The organism is Novosphingobium sp. 32-60-15, assembly GCF_002280675.1.
Lineage (GTDB): Bacteria > Pseudomonadota > Alphaproteobacteria > Sphingomonadales > Sphingomonadaceae > Novosphingobium.
Genome location: NZ_NCEN01000021.1, coordinates 112,525 through 137,458 on the forward strand (window position 1 = coordinate 112,525; position 24,934 = coordinate 137,458).

General features: G+C 62.5%; 20 protein-coding genes. 15 read left to right on the top strand and 5 right to left on the bottom strand.

Annotated features, from left to right (window positions below):
* Positions 1-182 precede the first annotated feature (182 nt).
* The 3 genes from B7Y89_RS14410 to B7Y89_RS14420 all read right to left on the bottom strand — a co-directional run bounded on the left by B7Y89_RS14410 (position 183) and on the right by B7Y89_RS14420 (position 4,903).
* Positions 183-1,958: an AMP-dependent synthetase/ligase gene (locus B7Y89_RS14410; protein WP_292939211.1), complete on the bottom strand. Its 1,776-nt coding sequence runs from the start codon at positions 1,956-1,958 to the stop codon at positions 183-185.
* A gap of 133 nt (positions 1,959-2,091) precedes the next feature.
* A complete protein-coding gene (ggt, locus tag B7Y89_RS14415; protein ID WP_292939212.1) occupies positions 2,092-3,834 on the bottom strand; it encodes a gamma-glutamyltransferase in 1,743 nt (580 codons plus the stop codon).
* A 19-nt stretch (positions 3,835-3,853) separates the two neighbouring features.
* The gene (locus B7Y89_RS14420; protein WP_292939188.1) at positions 3,854-4,903 is read right to left on the bottom strand and encodes a quinone-dependent dihydroorotate dehydrogenase; all 1,050 of its coding nucleotides are present in this window, start codon (positions 4,901-4,903) and stop codon (positions 3,854-3,856) included.
* A 435-nt stretch (positions 4,904-5,338) separates the two neighbouring features.
* Between B7Y89_RS14420 and B7Y89_RS14425 the strand changes: the two genes are divergently transcribed.
* The 8 genes from B7Y89_RS14425 (at position 5,339) to B7Y89_RS14460 (ending at position 11,452) form a co-directional block, all read left to right on the top strand.
* A complete protein-coding gene (locus B7Y89_RS14425) occupies positions 5,339-5,779 on the top strand; it encodes an Rrf2 family transcriptional regulator (RefSeq protein ID WP_292939189.1) in 441 nt (146 codons plus the stop codon).
* A complete protein-coding gene (sufB, locus tag B7Y89_RS14430) occupies positions 5,776-7,272 on the top strand; it encodes a Fe-S cluster assembly protein SufB (protein WP_292939190.1) in 1,497 nt (498 codons plus the stop codon). Before B7Y89_RS14425 ends, sufB begins: the two co-directional genes overlap by 4 nt.
* On the top strand, positions 7,269-7,757 hold the full coding sequence (locus B7Y89_RS14435; RefSeq protein ID WP_292939191.1) for a DUF559 domain-containing protein: 489 nt from the start codon (positions 7,269-7,271) through the stop codon (positions 7,755-7,757). Before sufB ends, B7Y89_RS14435 begins: the two co-directional genes overlap by 4 nt.
* Positions 7,758-7,769: 12 nt before the next feature.
* Positions 7,770-8,513 carry a Fe-S cluster assembly ATPase SufC gene (gene sufC, locus B7Y89_RS14440; protein ID WP_292939192.1) on the top strand — a complete coding sequence of 248 codons (744 nt, stop codon included), beginning with the start codon at positions 7,770-7,772 and terminating at the stop codon, positions 8,511-8,513.
* Positions 8,510-9,247 carry a SufD family Fe-S cluster assembly protein gene (locus B7Y89_RS14445; protein WP_292939193.1) on the top strand — a complete coding sequence of 246 codons (738 nt, stop codon included), beginning with the start codon at positions 8,510-8,512 and terminating at the stop codon, positions 9,245-9,247. Before sufC ends, B7Y89_RS14445 begins: the two co-directional genes overlap by 4 nt.
* On the top strand, positions 9,244-10,455 hold the full coding sequence (locus tag B7Y89_RS14450) for a cysteine desulfurase (protein WP_292939194.1): 1,212 nt from the start codon (positions 9,244-9,246) through the stop codon (positions 10,453-10,455). The genes B7Y89_RS14445 and B7Y89_RS14450 overlap by 4 nt, the downstream gene beginning before the upstream one ends.
* Positions 10,452-10,940 carry an SUF system Fe-S cluster assembly protein gene (locus B7Y89_RS14455; RefSeq protein ID WP_292939195.1) on the top strand — a complete coding sequence of 163 codons (489 nt, stop codon included), beginning with the start codon at positions 10,452-10,454 and terminating at the stop codon, positions 10,938-10,940. Before B7Y89_RS14450 ends, B7Y89_RS14455 begins: the two co-directional genes overlap by 4 nt.
* Before the next feature lie 149 nt (positions 10,941-11,089).
* Positions 11,090-11,452: an iron-sulfur cluster assembly accessory protein gene (locus B7Y89_RS14460; RefSeq protein ID WP_292939196.1), complete on the top strand. Its 363-nt coding sequence runs from the start codon at positions 11,090-11,092 to the stop codon at positions 11,450-11,452.
* Here the strand turns inward: B7Y89_RS14460 and B7Y89_RS14465 are convergent.
* Together B7Y89_RS14465 and thrS are read right to left on the bottom strand one after the other, a co-directional pair.
* Entirely contained in the window at positions 11,449-12,390 is a 942-nt protein-coding gene (locus tag B7Y89_RS14465) for a hypothetical protein (protein WP_292939197.1), read from the bottom strand. The two genes, B7Y89_RS14460 and B7Y89_RS14465, sit on opposite strands and share 4 nt — an antisense overlap.
* A gap of 377 nt (positions 12,391-12,767) precedes the next feature.
* On the bottom strand, positions 12,768-14,759 hold the full coding sequence (gene thrS, locus B7Y89_RS14470; protein ID WP_292939198.1) for a threonine--tRNA ligase: 1,992 nt from the start codon (positions 14,757-14,759) through the stop codon (positions 12,768-12,770).
* Positions 14,760-14,901: 142 nt separating this feature from the next.
* Between thrS and B7Y89_RS14475 the strand changes: the two genes are divergently transcribed.
* The 7 genes from B7Y89_RS14475 (at position 14,902) to B7Y89_RS14505 (ending at position 24,840) form a co-directional block, all read left to right on the top strand.
* Positions 14,902-15,645: an alpha/beta hydrolase gene (locus B7Y89_RS14475; RefSeq protein WP_292939199.1), complete on the top strand. Its 744-nt coding sequence runs from the start codon at positions 14,902-14,904 to the stop codon at positions 15,643-15,645.
* A gap of 11 nt (positions 15,646-15,656) precedes the next feature.
* Positions 15,657-16,574 carry a tetratricopeptide repeat protein gene (locus tag B7Y89_RS14480; RefSeq protein WP_292939200.1) on the top strand — a complete coding sequence of 306 codons (918 nt, stop codon included), beginning with the start codon at positions 15,657-15,659 and terminating at the stop codon, positions 16,572-16,574.
* Complete coding sequence (locus B7Y89_RS14485) at positions 16,571-17,563, top strand: LLM class flavin-dependent oxidoreductase (RefSeq protein ID WP_292939201.1); 993 nt, start codon at positions 16,571-16,573, stop codon at positions 17,561-17,563. Before B7Y89_RS14480 ends, B7Y89_RS14485 begins: the two co-directional genes overlap by 4 nt.
* Positions 17,564-17,978: 415 nt before the next feature.
* Entirely contained in the window at positions 17,979-22,694 is a 4,716-nt protein-coding gene (locus B7Y89_RS14490; RefSeq protein WP_292939202.1) for an NAD-glutamate dehydrogenase domain-containing protein, read from the top strand.
* A 102-nt stretch (positions 22,695-22,796) separates the two neighbouring features.
* Complete coding sequence (modA, locus tag B7Y89_RS14495) at positions 22,797-23,540, top strand: molybdate ABC transporter substrate-binding protein (RefSeq protein WP_292939213.1); 744 nt, start codon at positions 22,797-22,799, stop codon at positions 23,538-23,540.
* On the top strand, positions 23,541-24,233 hold the full coding sequence (gene modB, locus B7Y89_RS14500) for a molybdate ABC transporter permease subunit (RefSeq protein WP_292939203.1): 693 nt from the start codon (positions 23,541-23,543) through the stop codon (positions 24,231-24,233).
* On the top strand, positions 24,223-24,840 hold the full coding sequence (locus B7Y89_RS14505; RefSeq protein WP_292939204.1) for an ATP-binding cassette domain-containing protein: 618 nt from the start codon (positions 24,223-24,225) through the stop codon (positions 24,838-24,840). The genes modB and B7Y89_RS14505 overlap by 11 nt, the downstream gene beginning before the upstream one ends.
* Positions 24,841-24,934: the final 94 nt, after the last annotated feature.

A 24,934-nucleotide genomic window follows, 5' to 3' on the forward strand; every position in this document is an offset into this window, starting at 1 on the left:
CCCTTAGGCCATTATCTTCTTCGGCAACGTAAGCTCCAACTCCGTCATGCTGAACTTGTTTCAGCATCCATTTCTCCCCACAAACAGCAGTGTGTGTTGATGGATGGATCCTGAAACAAGTTCAGGATGACGAAATTGCGAGAACCTTAAGCGAGGGGGATAATTACCATGCCTTTTTACCCTCACGCCTTATACAGCGCGTCCACTCGTGCGCCGTAGCGCTCCTTGATCTTGTGCCGCCGGATTTTCAGGCTTGGCGTCATTTCCTCGTTGTCGATGGAAAACGCTTCGTCCGCGAAAGTGAACTGGCGGACCTTTTCGATCACCGAAACGTCCTTGTTCACCCGGTCCACCGCGTTGCGGATGGCGTTGCGGAAGGCGGGCAGGTTTTGCAATTCCTTGAAATCGAAGTGTTCGCCCTGGGCGCGCGCCCATTCCAGCGCCCATTCGGGATCGGGCACGATCAGGCCGACGATGTAGGGCCGCTTGTCGCCGCTGACCATGGCTTGGGCAATTTCCGGCTGCAGCGTCAGCATGCCCTCGATCTTCTGGGGCGAGACATTGTCGCCCTTGTCGTTGACGATCATGTCCTTTTTGCGATCAGTGATGACGATGCGGCCCTGCTTGTCGATGTGGCCGATGTCGCCGGTATGCAGCCAGCCTGCGTTGGGTCCGTCTTGCGGAATGGCGCGCGCGGTTTCGGCATCGTTGCGCCAATAGCCATGCATCACCAGTTCGCCGCGCGTCAGGATTTCGCCATCCTCGGCGATTTTCACCTCGACGCCCTTCATCGGCGGACCGACGGTGTTCATGCCGATGCCGACACGCGGGCGGTTGCACGATATCACCGGCCCAGCCTCGGTCTGGCCATAGCCTTGCAGCATGGTCAGGCCCATCGCATCGAAAAACACGCCGACATCGGGGTTCAGCGGTGCGCCGCCTGAAACCATTGCCTTTAACCGACCGCCAAAGCGGGCGCGGATCTTGGGCCGCAATGTTCGTTCAAGGATCGCGCTCATCGGCAGGTCCAGCAGGCGGCGCTTGCCCGCCGCCTTGCGCGTGCCGATGCCCAGCGCGCGGTCCATCAGGTAATTGGCAACTTTGCCCTGCTTTTCCACCTGCTTCATGATGCGCGCGCGCAGCACTTCAAACAGGCGCGGCACCACGACCATCATCGTCGGGCGCACTTCCTCGATGTTCGACGCCAGCTTTTCCAAACCTTCGGAATAATAGATCTGCGCGCCCATGCCGATAGGCAGATACTGCCCGCCGGTGTGTTCATAAGCGTGTGACAGCGGCAGGAAGGACAGGAACACTTCCTCGTCCCAGCCGAAATCCTCGGCCAGAATGTGTGCTGCGCCATCAACATTGCACAGGATCGATCCGTGGTGCAGCCGCACCCCGCGCGGAGAACCGCCGGTGCCGCTGGTATAGATCAGGCAGGCCAGATCATCGCGGCGCATGGTGGACAGCCGCGCATCCACCGCGCGCCGTGCCCCATCGGCATCGCCTGTTGTCATCGCGGCCCAATCGTGGAACGCCAGCTTGCCCGCCTGCATCTGGCGCAGCGGTTCGATCCCGATCACATGTTCGACACACGGCGCGGCCAGCGCTGCGGGAAGCACGGCGTTGGACAGTTTGGACGTGGACACGATCACCGCCCGCGCGCCTGAATTTTCCAGAATGTGCAGGTGATCGCGTTCGGTATTGGTTGTATAGGTCGGCACCGTGACAAGCCCTGCGGCCATGATCGCAAGGTCTGCAATCGCCCATTCCGGCCGGTTTTCCGATACCAGCGCCACACGGTCGCCTGCGCTCAATCCCAAAGCGCGCAAGTTTTCTGCCAGCAGGCAAACCTTGCGCGCAGCTTCGGCCCAGCTTTGCGATTGCCATTTGCCTTCGCGCTTGGCCCACAGGAACGGCCCGTCCCCACGGGCTTTTGCCCGGTCAAGGAACATGGCGACAAGATTGGGATAGCCTGCGAAATCGGTAAGCTGCACGTTCGGATTCCTCGCCCCGGAGCCGGTTGGAGCTCCGGCTTCCACTTGGTCGGACGTGAACCTAGTGCCGCAGTTTCATTACGGCAACAGTTCAGGGAGCCACTGCGGCCCCTTCACTGCGCGGATCAGCCGCGCCGCGCCACACGCCATCCAGATGTTCGATGGCATTGGCTTTGAACGAGGGGTTGCGCGCCATGATCTTGGCATGGCCCAACGCCTGTAACGCAGGGATCATCGCTTCAAGCGAAGTGCCTTTTTCCACAAACACCGTCTCGCCACCCGGCGCAAAGACCGTGGGCAGGGCAATGGCATCGCGCGCTGACAGGTTCCAGTCGAGCACGCCGATAATTGCCTTGGCCACTTGTGCCGGAATGGTCGTGCCGCCAGCCGCGCCGACCGCCAGCCGCAGCTTGCCATCAGGGCCATAGATCAGCGTCGGTGCCATTGAACTGCGCGGACGCTTGCCGCCTTCAACGCGGTTCGCGGTCGGCTTGCCGTCCTTGTCCGGCACGATGTTGAAATCGGTCAGCTCGTTGTTCAGATAATAGCCGCCCACCATCAGGCCCGATCCGAACGGCCCTTCGATGGTCGAGGTGTAGCTGGTGGAATTGCCCCAGCGGTCAACGGTGACAAAATGCGTTGTGCCATGCTCTTCCTGGCGGGCAGGCCGTGCAAAAGCCAGCGTTGCCCCCGGCGGTGTGCCGGGAAGGGCGCTTGGCATTGTCGCACTTGGCGAAATCAGCGCCGAACGTGCCGAAAGGTAGGCGGGATCGATCAGCCCCTTGACCGGCACCGATACGAAATCGGCATCGGCAGCATATTGCTCCCGGTCTGCATAAGCGAGGCGTTGCGATTCAGCGATCAGGTGCCATGCCGTCGGGTCAGCCGGGCCAAGCGTTTTCATGTCAAAGCGTTCAAGCTGCTTGAGAATGGCGTAAACCGTTGTCGCGCCCGATGACGGCGGCCCCATGCCGCAAATGCGGTACTGGCGGTATTGTCCGCACACCGCAGGGCGCTCTACCGCCTTGTAAGCGGCAAGGTCTGCCGTGGTCATCGGCGCAGGATTGCGCGGCGCGGTGCCCACTTTGGTGGCCAGCAAAGTGGCGTTCTCGCCGGTATAAAAACTGTCAGCCCCGCGCGCGGCGATGGTTTCCAGCGTAGCGGCCAGCGCCGGATTGCGCACCAATGTGCCTTCGGGCAACGGCTGGCCATCAGCGCCATAGAACAGCGCACGGGCATCAGGATCAAGCGCGCCGGTGCGGATCGCGTTGGCCAGCGATGCCCGCATGCGCGGGGTTATCTGATAGCCCTCACGCGCCAGCCTGATCGCGGGCTGAAACAGGGTGCGCCATGAAAGCTTGCCGTGTTTGTTGTGCGCCAGGGCGGCAAGGCGAAGATTGCCGGGCACGCCAACACTGCGCCCGCCGGGAACCGCATCGCCATAGGCCATCGGCTTGCCATCGACAAAGAACCATTGCTGCGTGGCGGCTTTGGGGGCGGTTTCGCGCCCGTCGATCGTTGCGACGTTGCCGCCTGCATCGCCCAGCACCAGAAACCCGCCCCCGCCAATGCCCGAGCTTTGCGGTTCGACCACGGTCAGCGCCAGCATCGTGGCGATGGAGGCGTCAACCGCGCTGCCGCCCAGGCGGAGCATTTGCGCGCCTGCCTCTGCGGCGCGCGGATCGGCTGCCGAGACAAGGCCGGCGCTATCATCGGGAACACCGCTGGTGGCGGCGGCAGGCGGCGTGCGCGGCGGCACCGAAGCGTTCGGCGGCGGGACGCAAGCACTGGCCAGAAGGACGGCGCTGAGGGGCAGAAGGCGAAGCATGCGCATGAAGTTCATGGCCCCCACGCTATTCGCTGCCGACCGCCTCTGCAATGGATGTCAGCCCCGCTTCGCGCACCTTTGTTTCAAGCCCTTTGACCAGGCGGTGGGCAAGCCCCGGCCCTTCATAGACCAGCGCGCTGTAAAGCTGGATCAGGCTGGCACCTGCGCGGATGCGGTCCCAGGCATCGTCCACAGTTGAAATGCCGCCAACGCCCACCAGCGGGATCGCCCCGCCGCTGGCCTTGCGGAAATCGCGCAGGCGTTGCAGCGCAAGATCGCGCAAGGGTTCGCCCGAAAGCCCGCCTGCCTCGCCCGCATGGGCCGAACGCAGCGCCGGACGCGTAATCGTGGTGTTTGATATGATCAGCGCGGCCAGCTTCTTTTCCAGCGCGATGCGGCAGATGCTGTCAATATCGGCAGGTTCAAGATCGGGTGCCAGTTTCAGGAATACCGGCACATGGCTGTTGCCGCGCGCTTCCAGCACACCGTCAAGCAGCGCGGATAGCGCGCCTTCATCTTGCAAGGCGCGCAGGCCAGGCGTGTTGGGCGAGGAGATGTTTACCGTGAGATAGGACGCCAGCGGTGCCATAAGCCGGGTCATCTGCGCGTAATCGGCAATGCGATCAGGCGAATCCTTGTTTGCGCCGATGTTCACACCGACGATACCCTGCAGGCCGTGCGCGCCGGTTTCGCGCCGCCGCATCAACCGGTTGGTCACCGCTTGGGCGCCTTCGTTGTTAAACCCCATGCGGTTGATCACCGCGCGGTCTTCAACCAGCCGGAACAGGCGCGGCTTGGGGTTGCCCTCTTGGGGAAGAGGCGTGACCGTGCCGACCTCGACCGAACCGAATCCGAAGCCGAGCATGGCATCGGGCACCTCGGCGTTCTTGTCGAAGCCGGGGGCCATGCCGACCGGATTGGGAAAGGCAATGCCGCCGATCCGCTGGGCAAGGGTGGGGGTCGGGGCGGCGCGCGCACCGCTTTGCATGTACCCTAAGGCCTTGATTGTAAGGCGATGGGCAGGCTCTGCTGCAATGCGGAAAATCAGCGGGCGCAACAAGGAAAAAGGCGTCACAGGTATCGATCCAAATGAGCGTCAACTGGTGCAGCAGCGAAAGCGAACTTTCGCCCGACATGGCGTTTTGCGGTCTATTGCGCTTGGTTACAGCAATGGCCAAGTCCCTACTTTGCCGAACGAACAGCAATTGTCATCGAATGATCAGGGTATGTTGCCGCAATGCAACCGATTTTGTCGAATTCATACAATTCATCGCGAGGCGGACTGCGTAGCTAGGCCTTGCGACCCGAAGGGCTCGGTGCACTTATGTGCTGAGTTCTCGACTTTAGGGCGGCCGATGATCTTCACAGGTCTTGGCCGCCCTTTTTTTGTCTGCGTCCCGCCCCTCTTCGCCTGCTGGAAGGCTCGTCTTGTATCTTGTGAATCGAGCGCCTAGATAACCGGAGTGATTCGGTCCGATTTCATTTCGGACCTTGCGGGACCAACCAGACGATGCGCCTTTCCAGCATGGCCGATTATGCCGTCGTAACGATGAGCGCCGCCGCGCGCCATTGCGGGCATGCGCGTGTTTCGGCCCAGCAACTGGCCGATGAAACCGGGCTGCCTGCGCCCACCGTGCAAAAATTGGTCAGCAAGCTGTCTGCGGCGGGATTGTTGAAATCCGTTCGCGGCGCAGGGGGCGGGCTGAAACTTGCGCGTCCGGCAGCAGCAATAACCTTGGCCGATATTGTCGAGGCGGTCGAAGGGCCTATTGCTCTGGCCCCGTGCAGCGATCATAGCCGCCACGATTGCACGCTGGAGGCAGCCTGTTCGATCCGTCCGCACTGGCCTGCGGTTGATGCCGCATTGCGCGGTGCGCTGGCCGGAATTCCGCTCACCCAATTGTCCCGTCCTGCCGTAAATGCGGCTCCGGTGGCGGAGGTTATGGCATGACTGAAAACGTACAGCTGAAAGACCAGCCAATCAAAGACCAGGCAGCGCACGATGCCGCCGCCAAAGTGGCCGATTATGAACACGGCTGGTCATCTGACATTGAACAGGAATACGGCCCCAAAGGCCTGTCCGAAGACACCGTCCGCTATATCTCGGCCAAAAAGGACGAGCCCGAGTGGATGCTCGAATGGCGGCTCAAGGCCTATCGCCACTGGCTGACGATGCCCACGCCCGATTGGGCCAAGCTGAACGTCCCGCCGATTGATTATCAGGACGCCTATTACTGGGCCGCGCCCAAAACCAAGCCCAAGCTTGGCAGCCTGGACGAGGTCGATCCCGAAATCCTGCGCATTTACGAAAAGCTGGGCATTCCGCTGGCCGAGCAGGAAGTGCTCGCCGGTGTTGAAGGCGCGCGCCGTGTTGCCGTGGATGCGGTGTTTGACAGCGTGTCGGTCGCCACCACCTTCCGCAAGGAGCTGGAATCAGCAGGCGTCATCTTCCGCTCGATCTCCGAAGCGATCCGCGAATATCCTGAGCATGTGAAGAAGTGGCTCGGCAAAGTTGTGCCGATGCATGACAATTACTTCGCCACATTGAATTGCGCGGTCTTTTCGGATGGCACCTTCGTTTACATCCCCGAAGGCGTGCGCTGCCCGATGGAGCTTTCCACCTATTTCCGCATCAACGCGGAAAACACCGGACAGTTTGAACGCACGCTGATCGTGGCCGACAAAGGTAGCTATGTCAGCTACCTCGAAGGCTGCACCGCGCCGATGCGCGATGAAAACCAGCTTCACGCCGCCGTGGTCGAACTGGTCGCGATGGACGATGCCGAGATCAAGTATTCAACCGTGCAGAACTGGTATCCCGGCAATGCCGAGGGCCTTGGCGGCATTTACAACTTCGTCACCAAGCGCGCGCTGTGTCAGGGCAAGCGCTCAAAGGTTTCGTGGACGCAGGTTGAAACTGGCTCTGCCATCACTTGGAAGTATCCAAGCTGTGTGTTGAACGGTGATGATTCGGTGGGCGAGTTCTACTCGGTCGCCGTCACCAACAATTACCAGCAGGCCGATACCGGCACCAAGATGATCCACAACGGCAAGCGCACCCGCTCGACCATCGTCTCAAAGGGTATCTCTGCGGGCAAGTCGAACAACACCTATCGCGGCCTTGTCCGCGTGGCGCCGGGCGCCGATGGCGTGCGCAACTTCACCCAGTGCGACAGCCTGCTGCTGGGCGCTGATTGCGGCGCGCACACCGTGCCCTACATCGAAGTGCGCAACCCCACCGCCACCATCGAACACGAAGCCACCACCAGCAAGATCAGCGACGATCAGCTCTACTACGCCATGCAGCGTGGCCTCGATCAGGAAAGCGCCGTCGCCCTGATCGTCAACGGCTTCGCCCGCGAAGTGCTCAAGCAATTGCCGATGGAATTTGCAGTCGAAGCGCAAAAGCTGCTGGGTATTTCGCTTGAAGGATCAGTCGGTTGAAGAAAACCCTTACCCTCCGCCCCGCCAGTGAGCGGGAAGACGCGCCCAAGCTTCAGCGCAAGGGGCGCGGCTGGAACATTGCGGAATCGCGGCTCGATGCGATTCACGAACTGGCCCGTGAACGCAAACGTAACCCCACGCCTGCCCAAGTGGCGCTGGCTGATGAACTGGCGAAGGAAGATCTGGGCCAGTACAAGCCCAAAAGCTTCACCGTCATCGGCTCGGCCATCGCCAACTTCGCCTGTCTGCCGCTGAAGCTGGTCGTGCTGATCGATGAAGGCGATGTTCCCGCCGAAATCGAACACCGCCGCGACAAGAGCCTGACCGAAGTCGGCATCAAAGTGGTGCGCTATACCGCCGAGGAAGTGCTCGCCGATCCCGAAGGCGTCTCGCGCGACACAGTTGCCGCGATGAAAGCCCGCTACGAAGAACTGCGCGCCAATTCGCGCCCTGCCAACCGCTCCTACGGTGCGCCACGGCGCTAAGCGAGAAAACCCATGCTCAACATTGAAAACCTCTCCGCCACCATCGCTGACAAGCAGATCCTCAAGGGACTGTCGCTCACCATCAATCCGGGCGAAATCCATGCGATCATGGGGCCGAACGGTGCGGGCAAATCGACGCTGGGCTATACGTTGGGCGGACGGCCTGGCTATGAAGTGACCGGCGGCACAGTCAGCTTTGCAGGCGAAGACCTGTTCGCGCTTGAACCGCATGAGCGAGCGGCGGCGGGCCTGTTCCTTGGCTTCCAGTATCCGGTTGAAATCCCGGGCGTTTCCTTCGTGCAATTCCTGCGTGAAGCCGCGAATGCCCAGCGCAAGGTGCGCGGGGAAGCACCGCTTTCGGGCGGGGAGTTCCTCAAGCTCGCCAAGGAAAAGGCAGGGCTTTTGCGCATGGACATGGACATGCTCAAGCGTCCGGTAAACGTCGGCTTTTCGGGCGGTGAAAAGAAGCGCGCCGAGATGGTGCAGATGGGCATCCTTGATCCCAAGCTGGCAATCTTGGATGAAACCGATTCAGGCCTTGATATCGATGCGCTGCGCATTTGCGGCGAAGGCATCAACGCGATCATGCGCAAGCCCGACAAGGCCGTGCTGCTGATCACGCACTACCAGCGCCTGCTCGATTACGTGAAGCCCGATTTCGTCCACGTGCTTGCCGGTGGCCGCATCGTCCGCACTGGCGGCCCCGAACTGGCGCTTGAACTCGAAGAGCAAGGCTACGAGGCGGTAGCGGCGTGAGCGATACGCTGACCCTGCCCACCCGCCGGGACGAGGCGTTCCGCTATGCGGACCTGGCCGCCCTTGCGCCGCTGTGGCCGCTGGCAACGCAGGAAATTCGCGTTAGCGCGGGCGAAGAAGGTGCGCTTGCATTGGTGCTTGATGGCACCAGTGCCGATGCGCGTGAACTTTCCATCGTGCTGGAAGACGGCGCTTCGTTCGATCTGCGCGTGCTGAACGCCGGTTCTGCCTATGGCCGCATCGCGGTGTCGGTAACGCTCGGCAAAGCGGCAAAGTTCCACCTTGGCGCGGCGCAGATCGCGGGCGGCGATCAGACCGCCGAGATCGTCACGCAAGTCACGCATGCCGAACCTGATGCGGTATCTACGCAAATCGTGCGCTCAGTGCTGGCGGGCCACGCCACCGGCACGTACCTTGGCAAAGTGGCCGTGGCGCGCGGGGCCATTGGCACAGACGGTTCGCAATCAATCCGCGCCATGCTGCTGGACCGGACTGCCACTGCAAATGCGCGGCCCGAGCTGGAAATCTATGCCGACGATGTGAAATGCGCGCATGGCTGTGCCGTGGGCGAACTCGATCCGCAAAGCCTGTTCTACCTCGCCCAGCGCGGGCTGCCGCCAGCGCAGGCCAAGAAGCTGATGTTGCAGGCCTTCATCGCCGAAGCCTTTGTCGGCGCTGCCGATGAAGAGACGCTGACTCAAGCCGCGCTCGATGCGCTGGAGGCGATCCTGTGAGCACCGCCACGCTCACCCGCGATGCCATCTGGCCCGGCCTGATCAATCCTGACGGCAGCCGCTGGCATTACCTCGATACCGCCGCCACCGCGCAAAAGCCGCAAGCCGTTATCGATGCGATGATGCGCGCCTTGGGCAGCGATTACGCCACGGTCCATCGCGGCGTCTATGCGCGCTCGGCCGATATGACGCTGGCCTTCGAAGCCGCGCGCCGCAAGGTGGCCGCGCTGATCGGTGCGCAGGAAAGCGAACTCGTGTTCACACGCGGCGCGACCGAGGCGATCAACCTTGTTGCGCAGACATGGGGCGTGGCCAATCTCAAGGCTGGTGACCGCATCCTGCTCTCGCAGCTTGAGCATCATTCCAACATCGTGCCCTGGCAATTGCTGCGCGACCGGACCGGCGTTGAAATTGACGTCTGTCCGATCACGGAAGACGGCCAGATCGATCTTGCCGCCGCTGAACGGATGTTGACGCCCGCGCACAAACTGGTGTCGTTCGCGCATGTTTCGAACGTGCTGGGCTCCGTGCTTCACGTGGAACATGCAGTGAAGCTGGCGCGTAATGTCGGCGCGAAAATCCTGCTCGATGGCTGCCAGTCGGTCGCGCGGATCGCGGTGGATGTCCATGCGATTGATGCCGATTTCTATGTGTTTTCAGCGCACAAGCTCTATGGCCCCACCGGCATCGGCGCGCTCTGGGCGAAACCCGAAATCCTTGACGCCATGCCGCCATGGCAGGGCGGCGGCGCGATGATTGATCGCGTAACCTTTGAAAAGACGACATATGCCCCCGCGCCCCAGCGTTTCGAGGCCGGAACGCCCGCAATCGTCGAAGCCATCGGTTTTGGCGCGGCGGCAGATTACGTCACCGGCGTCGGCCTCGATGTGATCCATGCCCATGAAACCGCGCTGGTGGCCAAGGCGCGTGAGGCTTTGCAGGCGATGAACGCGATCCGCCTGTTCGGGCCGGACGACAGCGCCGGGATCGTCAGCTTTGCGATGGAGGGGGTACACCCCCATGATCTGGGCACGATCCTTGACGAGGAAGGCGTGGCAATCCGCGCCGGGCACCATTGCGCGCAGCCCTTGATGGATCACCTTGGCGTTCCCGCCACGGCCCGCGCCAGTTTTGGCATTTATAGCGATGAAAGCGATATCGCCGCATTGGTGCGCGGTATCGAAAGGACCAAGAGGATTTTCGGATGAGCGTAGAGGATCCCAAATTCGCCGTCGAAGAGGTAGAAGCCGTCAGCATGCCGCGCCGTGCGCGCGTGGACGACATTCCCGAACCTGTGGAAACGCCCGCTGAAAAGCTGGATCGCAAGCGCGATTACCTCGAAGGCTTCCTTGCGGCCAAGCCCGAAGGCGTTGCGCCCAGTGAACCCGGTGGGGACATCTACGAAGGCGTGATCAGCGCGCTGAAGGAGATTTTCGATCCGGAAATCCCGGTCAACATCTACGACCTTGGCCTGATTTATGGCGTCGAAGTTGATGATGAAGCGCACGTAATCGTCAATATGACGCTGACCACGCCGCATTGCCCGGTGGCCGAATCAATGCCCGCCGAAGTGGAACTGCGCGTCTGTGCGGTGCCCGGCGTGCGCGATGCCGAGGTCAATCTGGTGTGGGACCCCGCATGGGACCCGCAGAAGATGAGCGATGAAGCCAAGCTAGAGCTTGGGATGTTGTAAAAGCTCCCCTCCCGGCCTGAATCGGATTTTGGCGGGAGGGGTTGGGGGTGGGCAGAGGCCAAGCGCATCCCTATGTTAGCCAAAGCAAGGCCCACCCCCGTCCCCTCCCGCCCACATTTGTTTTGGCTTGGGAGGGGGGAGATAGTGCGATGACCGAAGTTAGCACCAAGACCCGCCAGCGCCCCGCCGCTGTCATTCTCACGCCTTCTGCCGAGGCGCGGATTGCGCATTTGATGGAAACCGCTCCCGCAGGCGCGATTGGCGTAAAGCTGTCCACCCCGCGCCGGGGCTGTTCGGGCCTTGCCTATTCGGTTGATTACGTGACGCAAGCAAACCCGATGGACGAGCGGATCGAGACGCCCGGCGGCTTGTTCTTCATCGACGGCGGATCGGTGCTGTACCTGATCGGCAGCACGATGGAGTGGCAGGAAGACGATTTTACCGCAGGCTTCGTGTTCCAGAACCCCAACGCCAAGGGCAGTTGCGGCTGCGGTGAAAGCTTTACGGTTTAGCCTTGTTGCAGGAAGCGCAGCAGCGCTTCTTCCAGCACGTCAACCTTGTCATCGGCGTCAATCCGGGCGTTCAGCCATAGATTTTCTGCATCGGTTACCGCGTTTTCGCGCGCAGCCTCGCCCGCAATGTCGCGTTCGGGTTGGCGGCGGCCAAAGCCCACAGCCCGCACCGCCTGGGTAAAGCCTCTGGCATCAGTCGTGGCCATCCGCCCGAAGAACCGGCCAAGATGGCTCGACCGGTCGTTCATGAATGCCTCAAGCTCGCCCGCTCGCTCACGGGTCAGCCCCTTGGCACTCTGCCAGCCCTGCAGATAATTGCCGACGCCCTGCACAAACAGGCGCTCCCATTCGGGCGCGTTGTCGGCGTCCAGCGTGGCGTCCTTGATGCGGAACAGTATTTCCGCCTCGCGCTGGCTGACGGCGGCGGGCCGATCGCCGCCCGCGGCAAAGATGGTGCGGCGGATCAAGGCGCATTCCGCCGCGTTGATGCTGCCCGGATCAAGCGCGCCTCCGCTGCGGGTCGGGCCTTCGCCGGTCAATACCGCCTGTTCCAGCAGGTCGAGCGCGAACTGGCGCAAGCTATCAGGCGTTGATTGCGCCTTTTCCAGCACGCGCACGACCAGTTCCAGTTCGGTGAGGCTGCTTACTTTGCCGTCATGCTTCACACGCTCGACAAGCCAGGCGGCGTTTTCATCCGAAACATAGCCGCGCGGCTCGGTCGTATTGACGATGAATTCGACCAGCGCCTCGACAAAGAAGTCGCTCCATTCCGCCGTTGGCGTGGCGATCTGGTCATTCAGGATGAAGATCGCCTCGGCTTCTTCAGGATCAATCCTGCCATCGGGCCACGCCGCACGGCGCAGCGCAAGGATTTCCTCCGCTGAAATGGCACTGTCTTCAGCGGCTTGCGCAGCGATGGCGCGGAAATGCAGGGTCATCAGGTCAAGTCCCTCGGGCGTGCTTGCCAAAGGGACTTACGCGACAGCGCTTAATTTGGCGTTATCAGGTGCCGATGCTTCGAATGGCTCGGGAGGGGCGGGATTGGTGTGGGTAGCCACCCCCTCCGCAAACGCTATCCCTGCTTCGTCACCATGCCTATTCCGTCACCCTGAAACAAGTTGGCGCCCATCTTCTTCGGCAACGTAAATCCCGGATCCCGTCATGCTGAACTTGTTTCAGCATCCATTCCTCCCCACAAACCGCAGTGCGCCTTGATAGATGGATCCTGAAACAAGTTCAGGATGACGATAGTGCAAGAACTGTGTCGTAATCAGACTCCGCTCACGCAGAGCCTGTCGAAGCACCCACACGAACCTCAGCGCAAATCGGGCGCAGTCGCCTCTGCCACCAACAACGCGATGGCCTCGTCCAGCGGCATCACCTTCTGGTGCTGTTCGCCCAGAATGCGGATCGCCACGGTGCCTTCTTCGGCCTCGCGCTTGCCCACCACCAGCAGGTACGGGACTTTCGCCACCGAATGTTCGCGCACCTTGTAATTGATCTTTTCGTTGCGCAGGTCGCTTTCGGTGCGGATGCCCGCAGCCTTCAGCTTGGCCAGCACTTCGGTGGCATAGTCGTCCGCTTCTGAAACGATGGTGGCCACCACGGCCTGCACCGGTGCCAGCCAGACCGGCAGGCGGCCTGCAAAATGCTCGATCAGAATGCCGATGAAGCGTTCGTACGAACCGAAGATCGCGCGGTGCAGCATGACCGGGCGATGCTTGTCGCCATCTTCGCCAACATACGTCGCATCAAGCCGTTCGGGCAGGACGCGGTCGGACTGGATCGTGCCGACTTGCCATGTGCGGCCAATCGCATCGGTCAGGTGCCATTCCAGCTTGGGCGCATAGAACGCGCCTTCGCCCGGCAATTCTTCCCAGCCATATTGTTCGGTGGCAAGCCCTGCGCGGACCACGGCGGCGCGCAGCTCGCTTTCGGCCATGTCCCACATTTCTTCGGTGCCAAAGCGCTTTTCGGGGCGCAGCGCCAGCTTGATCGAATAGGTAAAGCCGAAGTGCTTGTAGATGCGGTCGGCCAGTTCGCAGAACGCCTGCACTTCATCCACGATCTGGTCTTCGCGGCAGAAGATGTGCGCATCGTCCTGCGTGAACTGGCGCACGCGCATCAGTCCGTGCAGCGCGCCGTGCGGTTCGTTGCGGTGGCAGCAGCCGTTTTCATACAGACGCAGCGGCAGGTCGCGGTAGGATTTCAGGCCCTGCCGGAAGATCAGGACGTGCGCGGGGCAGTTCATCGGCTTCAGGGCCATCCAGTCGGCCTCGCCGCTGATCACTGGACCTTCGTCATCCACGTTGGGCACTTCGTCGGGGATGACGAACATGTTTTCGCGATATTTGCCCCAGTGGCCCGATTGCTCCCACTGGCGCGCGTCCATCACTTGCGGGGTTTTCACCTCGCGATAGCCCGCGCCATCGATCGCGCGGCGCATATAGGCTTCCAGCTCGCGCCAGATCATGTAGCCCTTGGGATGCCAGAACACGCTGCCGTGCGCTTCGGCCTGAAGGTGGAACAGGTCCATTTCGTTGCCCAGCTTGCGGTGATCGCGCTTGGCGGCCTCTTCCAGCCGCGTCATGTGGGCATCAAGCTGCTTCTTGTTGAGCCAGCCGGTCCCGTAAATGCGGCTCAGCATCGCGTTGTTCTGGTCGCCGCGCCAATAGGCCCCCGAAACGCGCGTCAGCTTGAACGCGGTCGGGTCCAGCTTGCCGGTCGATGGCAAGTGTGGCCCACGGCACATATCCAGCCAGTCATCGCCTGACCAATACACCGTCAGCGGTTCATCGCCGGGAAGCTCTGCAGCCCATTCAGCCTTGAAGCTCTCGCCCTGTTGCTTCCACCGGCTGATAAGCTGTTCGCGGCTCCATTCCTCGCGGCGCAGCGGCTTGTTTGCCCCGATGATCTTGCGCATCTGCGCCTCGATCGCGGGCAGGTCCTCATCGGTAAACGGGCGTTCGGCGGGCGCGAAATCGTAATAGAAGCCATCGTCGGTGCTGGGCCCGAACGTGATCTGCGTGCCCGGAAACAGCGCCTGCACGGCCTCTGCCAGAATGTGCGCAAAGTCATGGCGCGCAAGGTCGAGCGCATCAGCCTCGTCCTTGGCCGTCACCAGCGCCAGTTGCGCATCGGCGGTAAAGGGGCGCGAAAGATCAACCAGTTCGCCATCCACCCGCGCCGCCAGCGCCGCTTTGGCAAGGCCGGGGCCAATGGCGGCGGCGATGTCCGCGGGGGTGCTGCCGGGCGCTACTTCGCGCACGGAACCATCGGGCAGGGTGATTTTCAGCAACTCGGACATCGGGTTCTCTCAAGCCTTAAAGCGTTGATCCGCGCTTTGGCACAGGAGCGCCGCCGCCGCAATTGCTGCCCTGCCGATCCCTTTGCCGCGCGGCTGTCATGACGGGCTTGCCCGCGGCAAAGGTGCGGGCCATGATTGTGCCATGACCGATCCCTCCCGCTTCACCCTGCCGACCGGCCAGCAGATGGCCTATCGTTACGCCGCAGGCCGTATGCCCGCCATCGTATTCCTGCCCGGCTACATGTCCGATATGAGCGGGAGCAAGGCGCAGGCCGTGCTGCAATGGGCCCAAGACCGGGGCCGCGCCTGCCTTCTGCTTGACTACACGGGCTGCGGGCAAAGCGATGGTGATTTCGCCGCTGGCAGCTTGTCGCAATGGCGGGACGAGGTCGTGGCGCTGGTCGATCACCTTGGGCTGGATGCTGTGCAGATAGTCGGATCGAGCATGGGCGGCTGGCTGATGCTGCTGGTGGCCGAAGCTTTGGGCATACGGGCAAAGGCGCTGGTCGGTATCGCACCCGCGCCCGATTTTACCGAATGGGGCTTTTCGCAAAGCCAACGGATCGCGCTTGCGGCGGGGCAGACGATTTTCGAGGACAATCCTTACGGGACCGAGCCTACCCCTACGCATGCGCTGTTCTGGTCCGATGGTGAACGCAACAAGCGGCTGAAGGCGGGCGTTGCATTCGATGGTCCGGTTCGGCTCTTGCACGGGCAGAACGATGCCGATGTGCCGTGGGATGTGTCGCTGCGGCTGGCCAGCGCGCTGCGTTCAGCCGATGTGCAGGTGCATCTGGTCAAGGACGGCGATCACCGGCTTTCGCGGGATAGCGACATTGCCCTGCTGCTGCGCGAGCTAGCCAATCTTGAAGCTTTGGCGCCTTGAAGGATAAACCGATGATCGATCTTCCCGCGCCCCTCTATGCAACCGAGATGGCGCAAGAGGCTGGGCTGATGCAGATCGGCCCAATCCAGTCGCGCGGCGGGCAGCTTTCGCCCTTGCCCATTCCGCGCCGCCGCAAACAGGCCGAGGTCGAGGCAGAAGCGGGGATGGAGCGGCCTGATCTGCCCGATCAGGACCGGCTGACCGCCTGCATCGCCAAAGCTGCGCGTGATCCGCAGGCCGCCTTGGTCGATGCGCGAAGTTGGGTTGCAGAAGGCCGTGATGCCGGACAAAATGTGCGCGCAAACCAGTGCCTTGGCCTGATCCTGTCCAACGCGGGCGATTTTGACGGCGCGCTGGCCGCCTTTGCGCAAGGCGTAGCGGGCATTCCAAAGCCGCAGGAAGTGGCAGCATTGCCGCTGATGGTGATGGCGGGCAATGCGGCACTGGCTGGCGGCAAGGCTGAAGATGCGCTCGGCTGGTTTGACCGTGCGCTGGCGGTGAAAGATTACACCGACAACGCCGCGCTGGGCGCGTTGCAGGCTGACCGTTCGCGCGCTCTGGTGGCGCTGGGGCGTTTGGCCGAGGCAGGCGGCGCGCTGGACGAGGTCCACCGGCTTGCGCCCGAAGATGCCGAGGGCTGGCTGCTTTCGGCCACGCTGGCGCGGCGCAACAATGATCTGCCGCGCGCGCAACGCGACATCGAGATTGCCGCCAAGTACGCCCCGCGTGATCCCCGGGTGGGTTTAGAAGCGGGCGTTATCGCGGTTCTGGATGGCCGGGAAGATGCCGCGCGCAAGTCCTGGGATTCGGTGCTGGCCGCCGATCCGGACGGTGATGCGGGAAAGGTTGCAAAAGGCTACCTTGAACAGTTGGGGCCGGTTCCTACATCTGTGGTGTCCCCCGCAACAGAAAAGCCCGTTCGCCCATGAAATTATCCGTCCTCGATCTGGTCAGCGTGGTTGAGGGCGGAACAGTCCGTCAAGCGCTCGACAATGCCGCCGCCGCGGCCAAAGTTGCCGAAGACTGCGGCTATCAGCGCTATTGGGTGGCCGAACATCACGGAATGGATGGCATTGCCAGTGCGGCTGTGTCGGTCGTACTGGCGCATATCGGGCACGCAACGTCGACAATTCGCATCGGTTCGGGCGGGATCATGCTGCCCAATCACAGCCCGCTGGTCATTGCCGAACAGTTCGGCACGCTGGATGCGCTGTTTCCGGGCCGGATCGACCTGGGCCTCGGTCGCGCGCCGGGGGCAGACCAGCGCATTGTCCGCGCGCTGCGCAAGGATACCAACCGCGCGGCAGAGGACTTCCCCGCTGATGTCGTTGAATTGCAAGCGCAATTTGCAGGTGATCCGCGCGTGCCGTTGCAAGCCGTACCGGGCAAGGGTGCCAAGCCGCAAATCTGGATTCTGGGATCAAGCCTGTTCGGCGCGCAATTGGCGGCCATGCTCGGCCTGCCCTATGCCTTTGCCTCACACTTCGCGCCAAATCATCTCGATGCCGCGTTGAAGCTCTATCGCGAACGCTTTGAACCGTCCGAAACGCTGGCCGCGCCTTATTGCGCCGCTGCGATCAATGTTGTGGCCGCCGATACTGACGAGGAGGCGGAATTGCTCGCTTCTTCAATGGATCAGTCATTCGTGGCGTTGCGCACGGGCACTCCGGGCAAGCTGAAACCGCCGGTTCCGGGTTATCGGGATACCTTGCCGCCCCAGTCTGTCGCAATGCTGGAACATGTGCGCAAAGTGAGTGCAACCGGCAGTGTTTCAACCGTGCGCAAAGGCCTTGCTGCCTTTGCCGAACGCACCGGCGTGGACGAAGTGGTGGTAGCCGCATCGATCTTCGATCAGGCCGCACGGCGGCGTTCGCTGGAATTGACAATGGAAGCCGCACACGGACTGGTCCCGGCCTGACGCTGAGGCGGTTGCATAACGTTGAACTTCGTCCCCTAATTTCGTCCCCTAATTTCGTCCCCCAATTTCGTCATTACGACCCCCGCGCAGCGGGGTGAAGCAATCCAGAGCGGCGTACTGAACGCTCTGGATTGCTTTGTCGGCTTCGCCTCCTCGCAATGACGAAGAGTTGTATAACAGGGCATAATCCTCACATTTTGCCCGATTCAGCCACCAAAATTCACAATTCCGGCACAGTTCGGCACGTAATGTCAGCCATGGCATTTACGACAGCAAAGTTAACCATGCCGCGCCAATGAACCGGACTTGTCCGCTTGCAATGGCTGGATTAGCATCGGCATAATTGATACAAAACCGAATCATAAAATAACAAGAGAGAGCAATATTCTCTCGCAGGAGAGCCGGGAACCCACGCATGGCGTCGAAGTCCGCAATTCAACCGTCGTCCACCGTTGTCCGTGATCAGGACGCACAGGACCTTGCCAATCCCCATGCTGCCGCGTTGATGACGCGCTTCATGGCGGCGCTTCTTCCGGATGAGGCGCGCGATTTCGATGCCAGCCGTCTGGCCGAAGCCGCGCTGTTCACCGCCAACGTGGCCACGCTGCGCAAAGGTAGCGAACCTGCCATCGCCATTGAAAGCGTCAGCGGATCAACCACCGGTACGCGCCATCTGCGCATGGCAGTGATCAATGATGACATGCCGTTTCTGGTTGATTCGATTGCCTCGACCATCACCGCGCAGGGGCTTGCGATTGACCGCATGGTCCATCCCGTCGTCGCCGTCCGCCGCGATGGTGATGGCACCCTGATCGATTTTCCCGAAGGCGATGCCGCTGGCGAACGCCGCGAATCCATCGTCTATCTCGAAACCGTCCGCGCCGATGCCCGCCAGCGCCGTGCCTTGATCGGCGCGCTTGAGGCAACGCTGGCCGATGTGCGCGCCGCCGTTGCCGATTGGCCGCTGATGCAGGCCGCCATGCGCGAAGATGCCGCCAATCTGGCCGATCCCGAAGGCGCGGCACTGCTGCGCTGGCTGGCCGATGGTATGCTCACCCAATTGGGCTGCGTCACGCGGTTCCGCGACGGACGACAGGAAAACCCGCGCGGCATTTGCCGTGCCAGCGCCGAAGAATTGCTGGCAGATGCGTCCTATGATCGCGCTTTCCGCTGGTTTGATGAGGCCGGGATTGACGGGCAGGGCCGCGTGCCGCTGATCGTCAAGGCCAACCGCATCGCCAATGTCCATCGCCGCGTTCCGCTTGATCTGTTCATCGTGCCGCGTCTGGAACAGGGTAAAGTCACCGCGCTATCGGTCCATGCAGGTGTATGGACCAGCGCGGCCCTCGCTGCCGCGCCCGATCGCATCCCGCGCTTGCGCAGCCAGCTTGCAGGGCTGATGGACAAGTTTGGCTTTTCGCCCAACGGCCATGCCGGAAAGGCGCTGGTCCATGCGATGACCGCGCTGCCGCACGATCTGCTGGCCAGCTTTGCCGATGCCGATCTGGAACGCGTCGCCACCGCGATGATGAGCCTGGTTGACCGGCCCCGCCCCCGGCTTGCACTGGTGCAGGCCCCGCTGGCACGGCACTTGTTCGCTTTCGTCTGGTTGCCCCGTGATGCCTTGTCCACCGACGTGCGCCTTGCCATCCAGCAGATGCTGGAAGCCAATGCAGGCGCACAAGTGCTGGATTGGGCCTTGCAAGTCGAAGGCAGCACGCTGGCGATGTTGCGCTTTGTGCTGGATGTGCGCGAACAGGCTGCAAAGCCTGATGAAGCGGCGCTTGATGCACAATTGCAGGCCATGGTGCGCGGCTGGGCAGGGGCGGTCGAAGCTGAACTGGCCACCACAGAAGACCCATCGCGCGCCGCCGCCATCGCCGCGCGCTATGCCGATGCCTTCCCGCTATCCTACCGCAATGCATCAGGCCCTGCCGAGGCCGCGCGCGACATCCGCGTGTTGCGCACCCTCACAGGCAGCAAAGCGCCACGCCGCGCCGCGCGCCTGCACCAGAACGCGGGCGAAACGTCGCTGCGCCTGAAGTTGTACCAGCGCGAAGGCGCCATCGTCCTGTCCGATGCCGTGCCGGTGCTGGAAAACTTCGGCTTCCGTGTTCTGGAAGAAATGCCTACGCCGCTGGACGGTGGCAGGCTCGGCTATGTGCATGATTTCCTTGTGTCGTACCCCGTTGATAGCACTGTTACCGATCTGTTGGGCCGTGCCAGTGCCATCGAAAGCTCGCTGGCAGCGGTGTTGAATGGCGCGGCAGAAGATGATGCCTTCAACCGTCTGATCGTGGCGACGGGCCTGTCTGCGGTTGAAGCCAACTGGCTGCGCGCGTTCTACCGCTATTTGCGGCAGGCGGGCATGACGTTTGGCATACCGACCGTGGTCGAAGCGTTGAAGAATGCGCCAGCCGTCACGCGCGGGCTGATCGATGCCTTCATCGCGCGGCATGATCCTGCCTTTGCAGGGGACCGAGAAGCCGCGTTCAGCGCGGCAGAAGAGCATATCCGCGCCGGATTGGCAGGGGTTGCCGCGATCAATGATGACCGCCTGCTGCGCCAGTTCCGCGCGCTCGTCATGGCGATCTTGCGCACAAATGCCTTTGCCCCCGCAGCGGCAGAAGCGATGGCGTTCAAAATTGATTCCGCAGCTGTTCCCGGCCTTCCGCGTCCGGTGCCTTGGCGCGAGATTTTCGTCTATTCCCCGCGTGTTGAAGGCATCCATTTGCGCGCCGGACCTGTCGCGCGCGGCGGCCTGCGCTGGTCAGACCGACGCGACGACTTCCGCGTCGAAGTGCTGGGCCTGATGAAGGCGCAGCGTGTGAAAAACGCGGTCATCGTGCCAACCGGCGCGAAGGGCGGCTTCTATCCCAAGCACTTGCCCGATCCCGCGCGCGACCGCGATGGCTGGCTGGCCGAGGGCAAGGCCAGCTATCAGGTGTTCATCCGCACGTTGCTGTCGATCACTGACAACATCGTGGAAGGCAAAGTCGTCCATCCCGAAGCCGTGGTCGTGCGCGATGGCGAAGACCCGTACTTCGTGGTCGCCGCCGATAAAGGCACGGCCACCTTCTCCGACGTTGCCAATGCCATCGCCGAATCAAAGGATTTCTGGCTGGATGATGCTTTCGCCAGTGGCGGATCGAAGGGGTATGACCACAAGGCGATGGGCATCACCGCGCGCGGCGCGTGGCTCTCGGTGCGCCGCCACTTCCTTGAAATGGGTGTGGACGTGCAGGCAGAGCCGGTGCGTGTGGCCGGCTGCGGCGATATGTCGGGCGATGTGTTCGGCAACGGCATGTTGCTGTCAAAGGCGCTCAAAGTCGTCGCCGCGTTCGATCATCGCCACATCTTCCTTGATCCCGATCCCGATCCGGCAACAAGCTGGGCCGAACGCGCGCGGATGTTCGCGCTGCCCCGCTCAAGCTGGGACGATTACGACAAAGGCCTGATTTCGGAAGGCGGCGGGGTTTACCCGCGTTCGATGAAGGCCATCCCGCTAACCCCGCAAGTGCAGGCCATGCTGGGCGTTGCAGAAGCCGAACTTGATCCTGAATCGCTGATCTCGGCAATCCTGCGTTCGCAAGTAGATCTGCTGTGGTTCGGCGGTATCGGCACTTACATGAAGGGCAGCCAGCAAAACAACGCTGACGTGGGCGATCCCGCCAACGATTCGTTGCGTGTTTCGGCCAATGAAGTGCGCGCCAAAGTCATCGGTGAAGGTGCCAATCTTGGCACGACACAGGCCGCACGCATCGAGTTCGCTTTGGCCGGGGGCCGCATCAATACTGACTTCATCGACAATTCGGCTGGCGTTGATTGTTCGGATAACGAGGTCAACATCAAGATCGCGCTGGCCGCGGCCAAGCGTTCGGGCAAGTTGACCGAAGACGCCCGCGTGGAATTGCTGGTATCGATGACCGATGACGTCGCGCACCTCGTGCTTGAGGACAACCGGTTGCAAGCGCTGGCGCTGTCCATCGCCGAACGCGGCGGTGCTGCCACAATGCCGTCATGGTCCCGCCTGATCGATGTGCTCGAAGAAGGCGGCGATCTGGATCGCAAGACCGAAGGCCTTGCCGGCCCCGAAGACCTCGCCCGCCGTGCGGTTTCGGGGCAGGGGCTGACGCGTCCCGAACTGGCGGTCCTGCTCTCCAGCAGCAAGCTGGTTGTGCAACGTGCGCTTGAAGAAAGCCCGGTTGTCGATGATCCGGTGCTGGAAGAAGAACTGGTCGCAGCCTTCCCGCCGCAAATGCGCGAGGCATTTGAAATCGAAATTGTCAATCACCGCCTGCGCCGCGAAATCATCGCAACCAAGCTGGCCAACCGCATCATCAACCGCATGGGTCCGGTCCATCCGTTCGAATTGTGCGAAGAAGAAGGGTGCAGCCTCGCGCAAGTGGCAGCCGCCTTTGTTGCGGCAGAACGCCTGCTCGATCTGCGTGCCACATGGGACATGCTCGATACTGCCGACATGCCCGAAGCCTTGCGGCTGGCCCTGTTTGAACGCACCGCGCTGGGCCTGCGCGGCCATATTGCCGATGTGCTGCGCGCCGGTCGCGGCTCGACGCAGCCCGATGCCTTGCTCGAAGACCTGTACGGCGGCGTCGCCCTGCTTTCGCACACTGCGGCGCAATTGCTGCGGGGCGAAGCACAGGCACAGGCGCGGCAGATGGCGCAGGAGCTGGCGGCTGCCGGAACTCCGCCCGCCATCGCCGAACGGCTGGTCCACCTCTATGACATGGACGGGGCCATCGGCCTTGCCCATCTGGCGGGCGAGTTGAACGTCGATGCCGGCGCGCTGACCGGTGCCTTTGCCGATCTGGGCGCGGCACTGGGGCTGGACTGGGCGCAACAGGCGGCACGGCGGATGAACCCGTCCGATCCGTGGGAGCGCCTGCTGATCGCCGGTCTGGCCCGCGATTTCGAACAGATGCGGCTCGATTTCCTCAAGCGCTCGCAAGGCAAATCGCCCGATGCGTTTGTGGCCGATTGGCTGGAAACCAATGCCGTGCCGGTGCGCCAGTTCCGCGCACTGGTTGACCGCGCGCAATCCGCATCCGCTGCTGGCCCCGCCATGCTGGCGCAAGTCGCCAGTCAGGCCCGCACATTGATGGGGCGTTAAGCTTCAGAACGAAGGGTTTGTCCGGCCATGCCCTGCCTGTATAGGCAAGGCATGGCCCTCTTTCCGAGTTCTGTGGTGATCGCTTTCGTTCGTGCCGCGCTGATGCTGGCCATGGCCGTGTGGCTGGCCAGTGCGCCCGCCCGTGCGCAGGCGCGGGGGCCATTGGTGCTGGCCGCTGCCAGCATGCAAGAGGCGCTGACCGATGCCGCCAACCGTTGGGCCGCGCAGCGCCACGCGCGTCCGGTACTGTCGTTCGCCGCATCATCCGCGCTCGCCCGCCAGATCGGGGCGGGGGCAAAGGCCGACTTGTTCATTTCTGCGGATGAGGAATGGATGGACCATGTGCAGGGCCAGAACCTGCTCCGCCCCGCCACCCGCGCGCAGCTTGCCGAAAACCGGCTGGTCCTGATCGCGCCTGCATCCGGCAAAGTGCAACTGCGCATCGCGCCGGGCTTCCCCCTTGCACGCGCCTTGGGCAGTGGACGCCTTGCGATGGCAGATCCGGCGGCGGTACCCGCAGGCCGCTATGGCAAAGCCGCCCTGGAAAAACTGGGCGTCTGGCGCGCAATTGCCACCCGCGTTGCGCCTGCCGAGAACGTCCGCGCTGCTTTGGCGCTGGTTGAGCGCGGCGCTGCCCCTTTCGGTATAGTCTACGCCACCGATGCCCGCGCCTCGGCCAAAGTGCGCGTTGTCGGCGTGTTTCCGGCAACCAGCCATCCGCCGGTCACTTATCCCGTCGCCCTGCTCAAAACCTCCACCCACCCACAGGCCGATGCCTTCCGCCGCTTCCTCCTCTCGCGCGAAGGCCGTGCCATCTTTGCGCGCCACGGCTTTGGTTCGCGCTGAATGATGCCGGGACCGGAAGAATGGGAGGTCATCCGCCTCTCCTTGAAAGTCAGCGCGGTGGCGGTGGGCCTGTCTTTGCCGCTGGCCTTCGCGCTGGCCTGGGCACTGGCGCGCGGGCGCTTTCCCGGCAAAGTCCTGCTGGATGCGCTGGTGCATTTGCCGCTGGTCCTGCCGCCCGTCGTCACCGGCTGGTTCCTGCTGATCGCGTTCGGGCCGCAAGGACCGGCGGGGCGCTGGCTTGAGGCATGGCTGGGCCTTACGTTCCTGTTCCGCTGGAGCGGCGCGGCGCTGGCCGCTGCGGTCATGGCGCTGCCCCTGATGGTCCGCGCGATCCGGCTCTCTCTCGAAGCGGTAGACCCGAAACTGGAACAAGCCGCGATGACGCTGGGCGCATCGCGCTGGCGCACCTTCCGCACCATCACCCTGCCGCTGGCGCTGCCCGGCGTGATTGCAGGCGCCGTGCTTGGCTTTGCGCGTTCGCTGGGCGAATTTGGCGCGACGATCACGTTTGTGTCCAACATTCCGGGCGAGACGCAAACCCTGCCGCTGGCGATCTACAGCGCGCTCCAGATTCCGGGGGCCGAACCACAGGTTGTGCGGCTGGTCGTGGTATCTGTGCTGCTATCGCTGGGCGCGCTGATCGCGTCCGAAGCTTTGGCGCGGCGCACTGGAAGGGGCGGCCATGTCCTTTGAACTGCGCGTAGAACGCCAGTTGGGCGATGCTTCAATCACCGCAAGCTTCAACAGCAACAACGGATTGACCGCATTGTTCGGCCCATCGGGCGCGGGCAAGACATCGCTGCTCAACATGGTCGCCGGCTTGCTCCGCCCTGATCGCGGGCGCATTGCCGTGGGCGGCGAAGTGCTGTTCGACAGCGACCTTGGCATCGACATGGCCGTTCAGGAACGCCGCGCAGGCTATGTCTTTCAGGACGGCCGGTTATTCCCGCATCTGCGCGTGCGCGAGAATATGGAATACGGCGCGCAGCGGGCCGAAGGACACGGCCTGATGACGCTGGACGAAGCCGCGACATTTCTCGGCATCGCGCACCTGCTTGATCGCTGGCCGCGCACACTTTCGGGCGGCGAGGCGCAGCGCGTGGCCATCGGCCGCGCCTTGCTTTCTGGCCCGCGCTTTCTGCTGATGGACGAACCCCTCGCCTCGCTGGACCGCGCACGCCGCGAGGAAGTGATGACCGTGATCGAACGCCTGCGCGACGAGGTTCGCTTGCCCATCCTCTACGTCAGCCACGACCGCGCCGAAGTGGAGCGGCTGGCGGGGCTGATTGTGGAGATTTAGGCTCAGGACCCATTAAATCGCTTGCGCTGGCGGCGATGGCTTGATTCAATAGCGGCGTTGAGGAGGCGCTGCTTTTGTCGGAACTCTGGTTGTT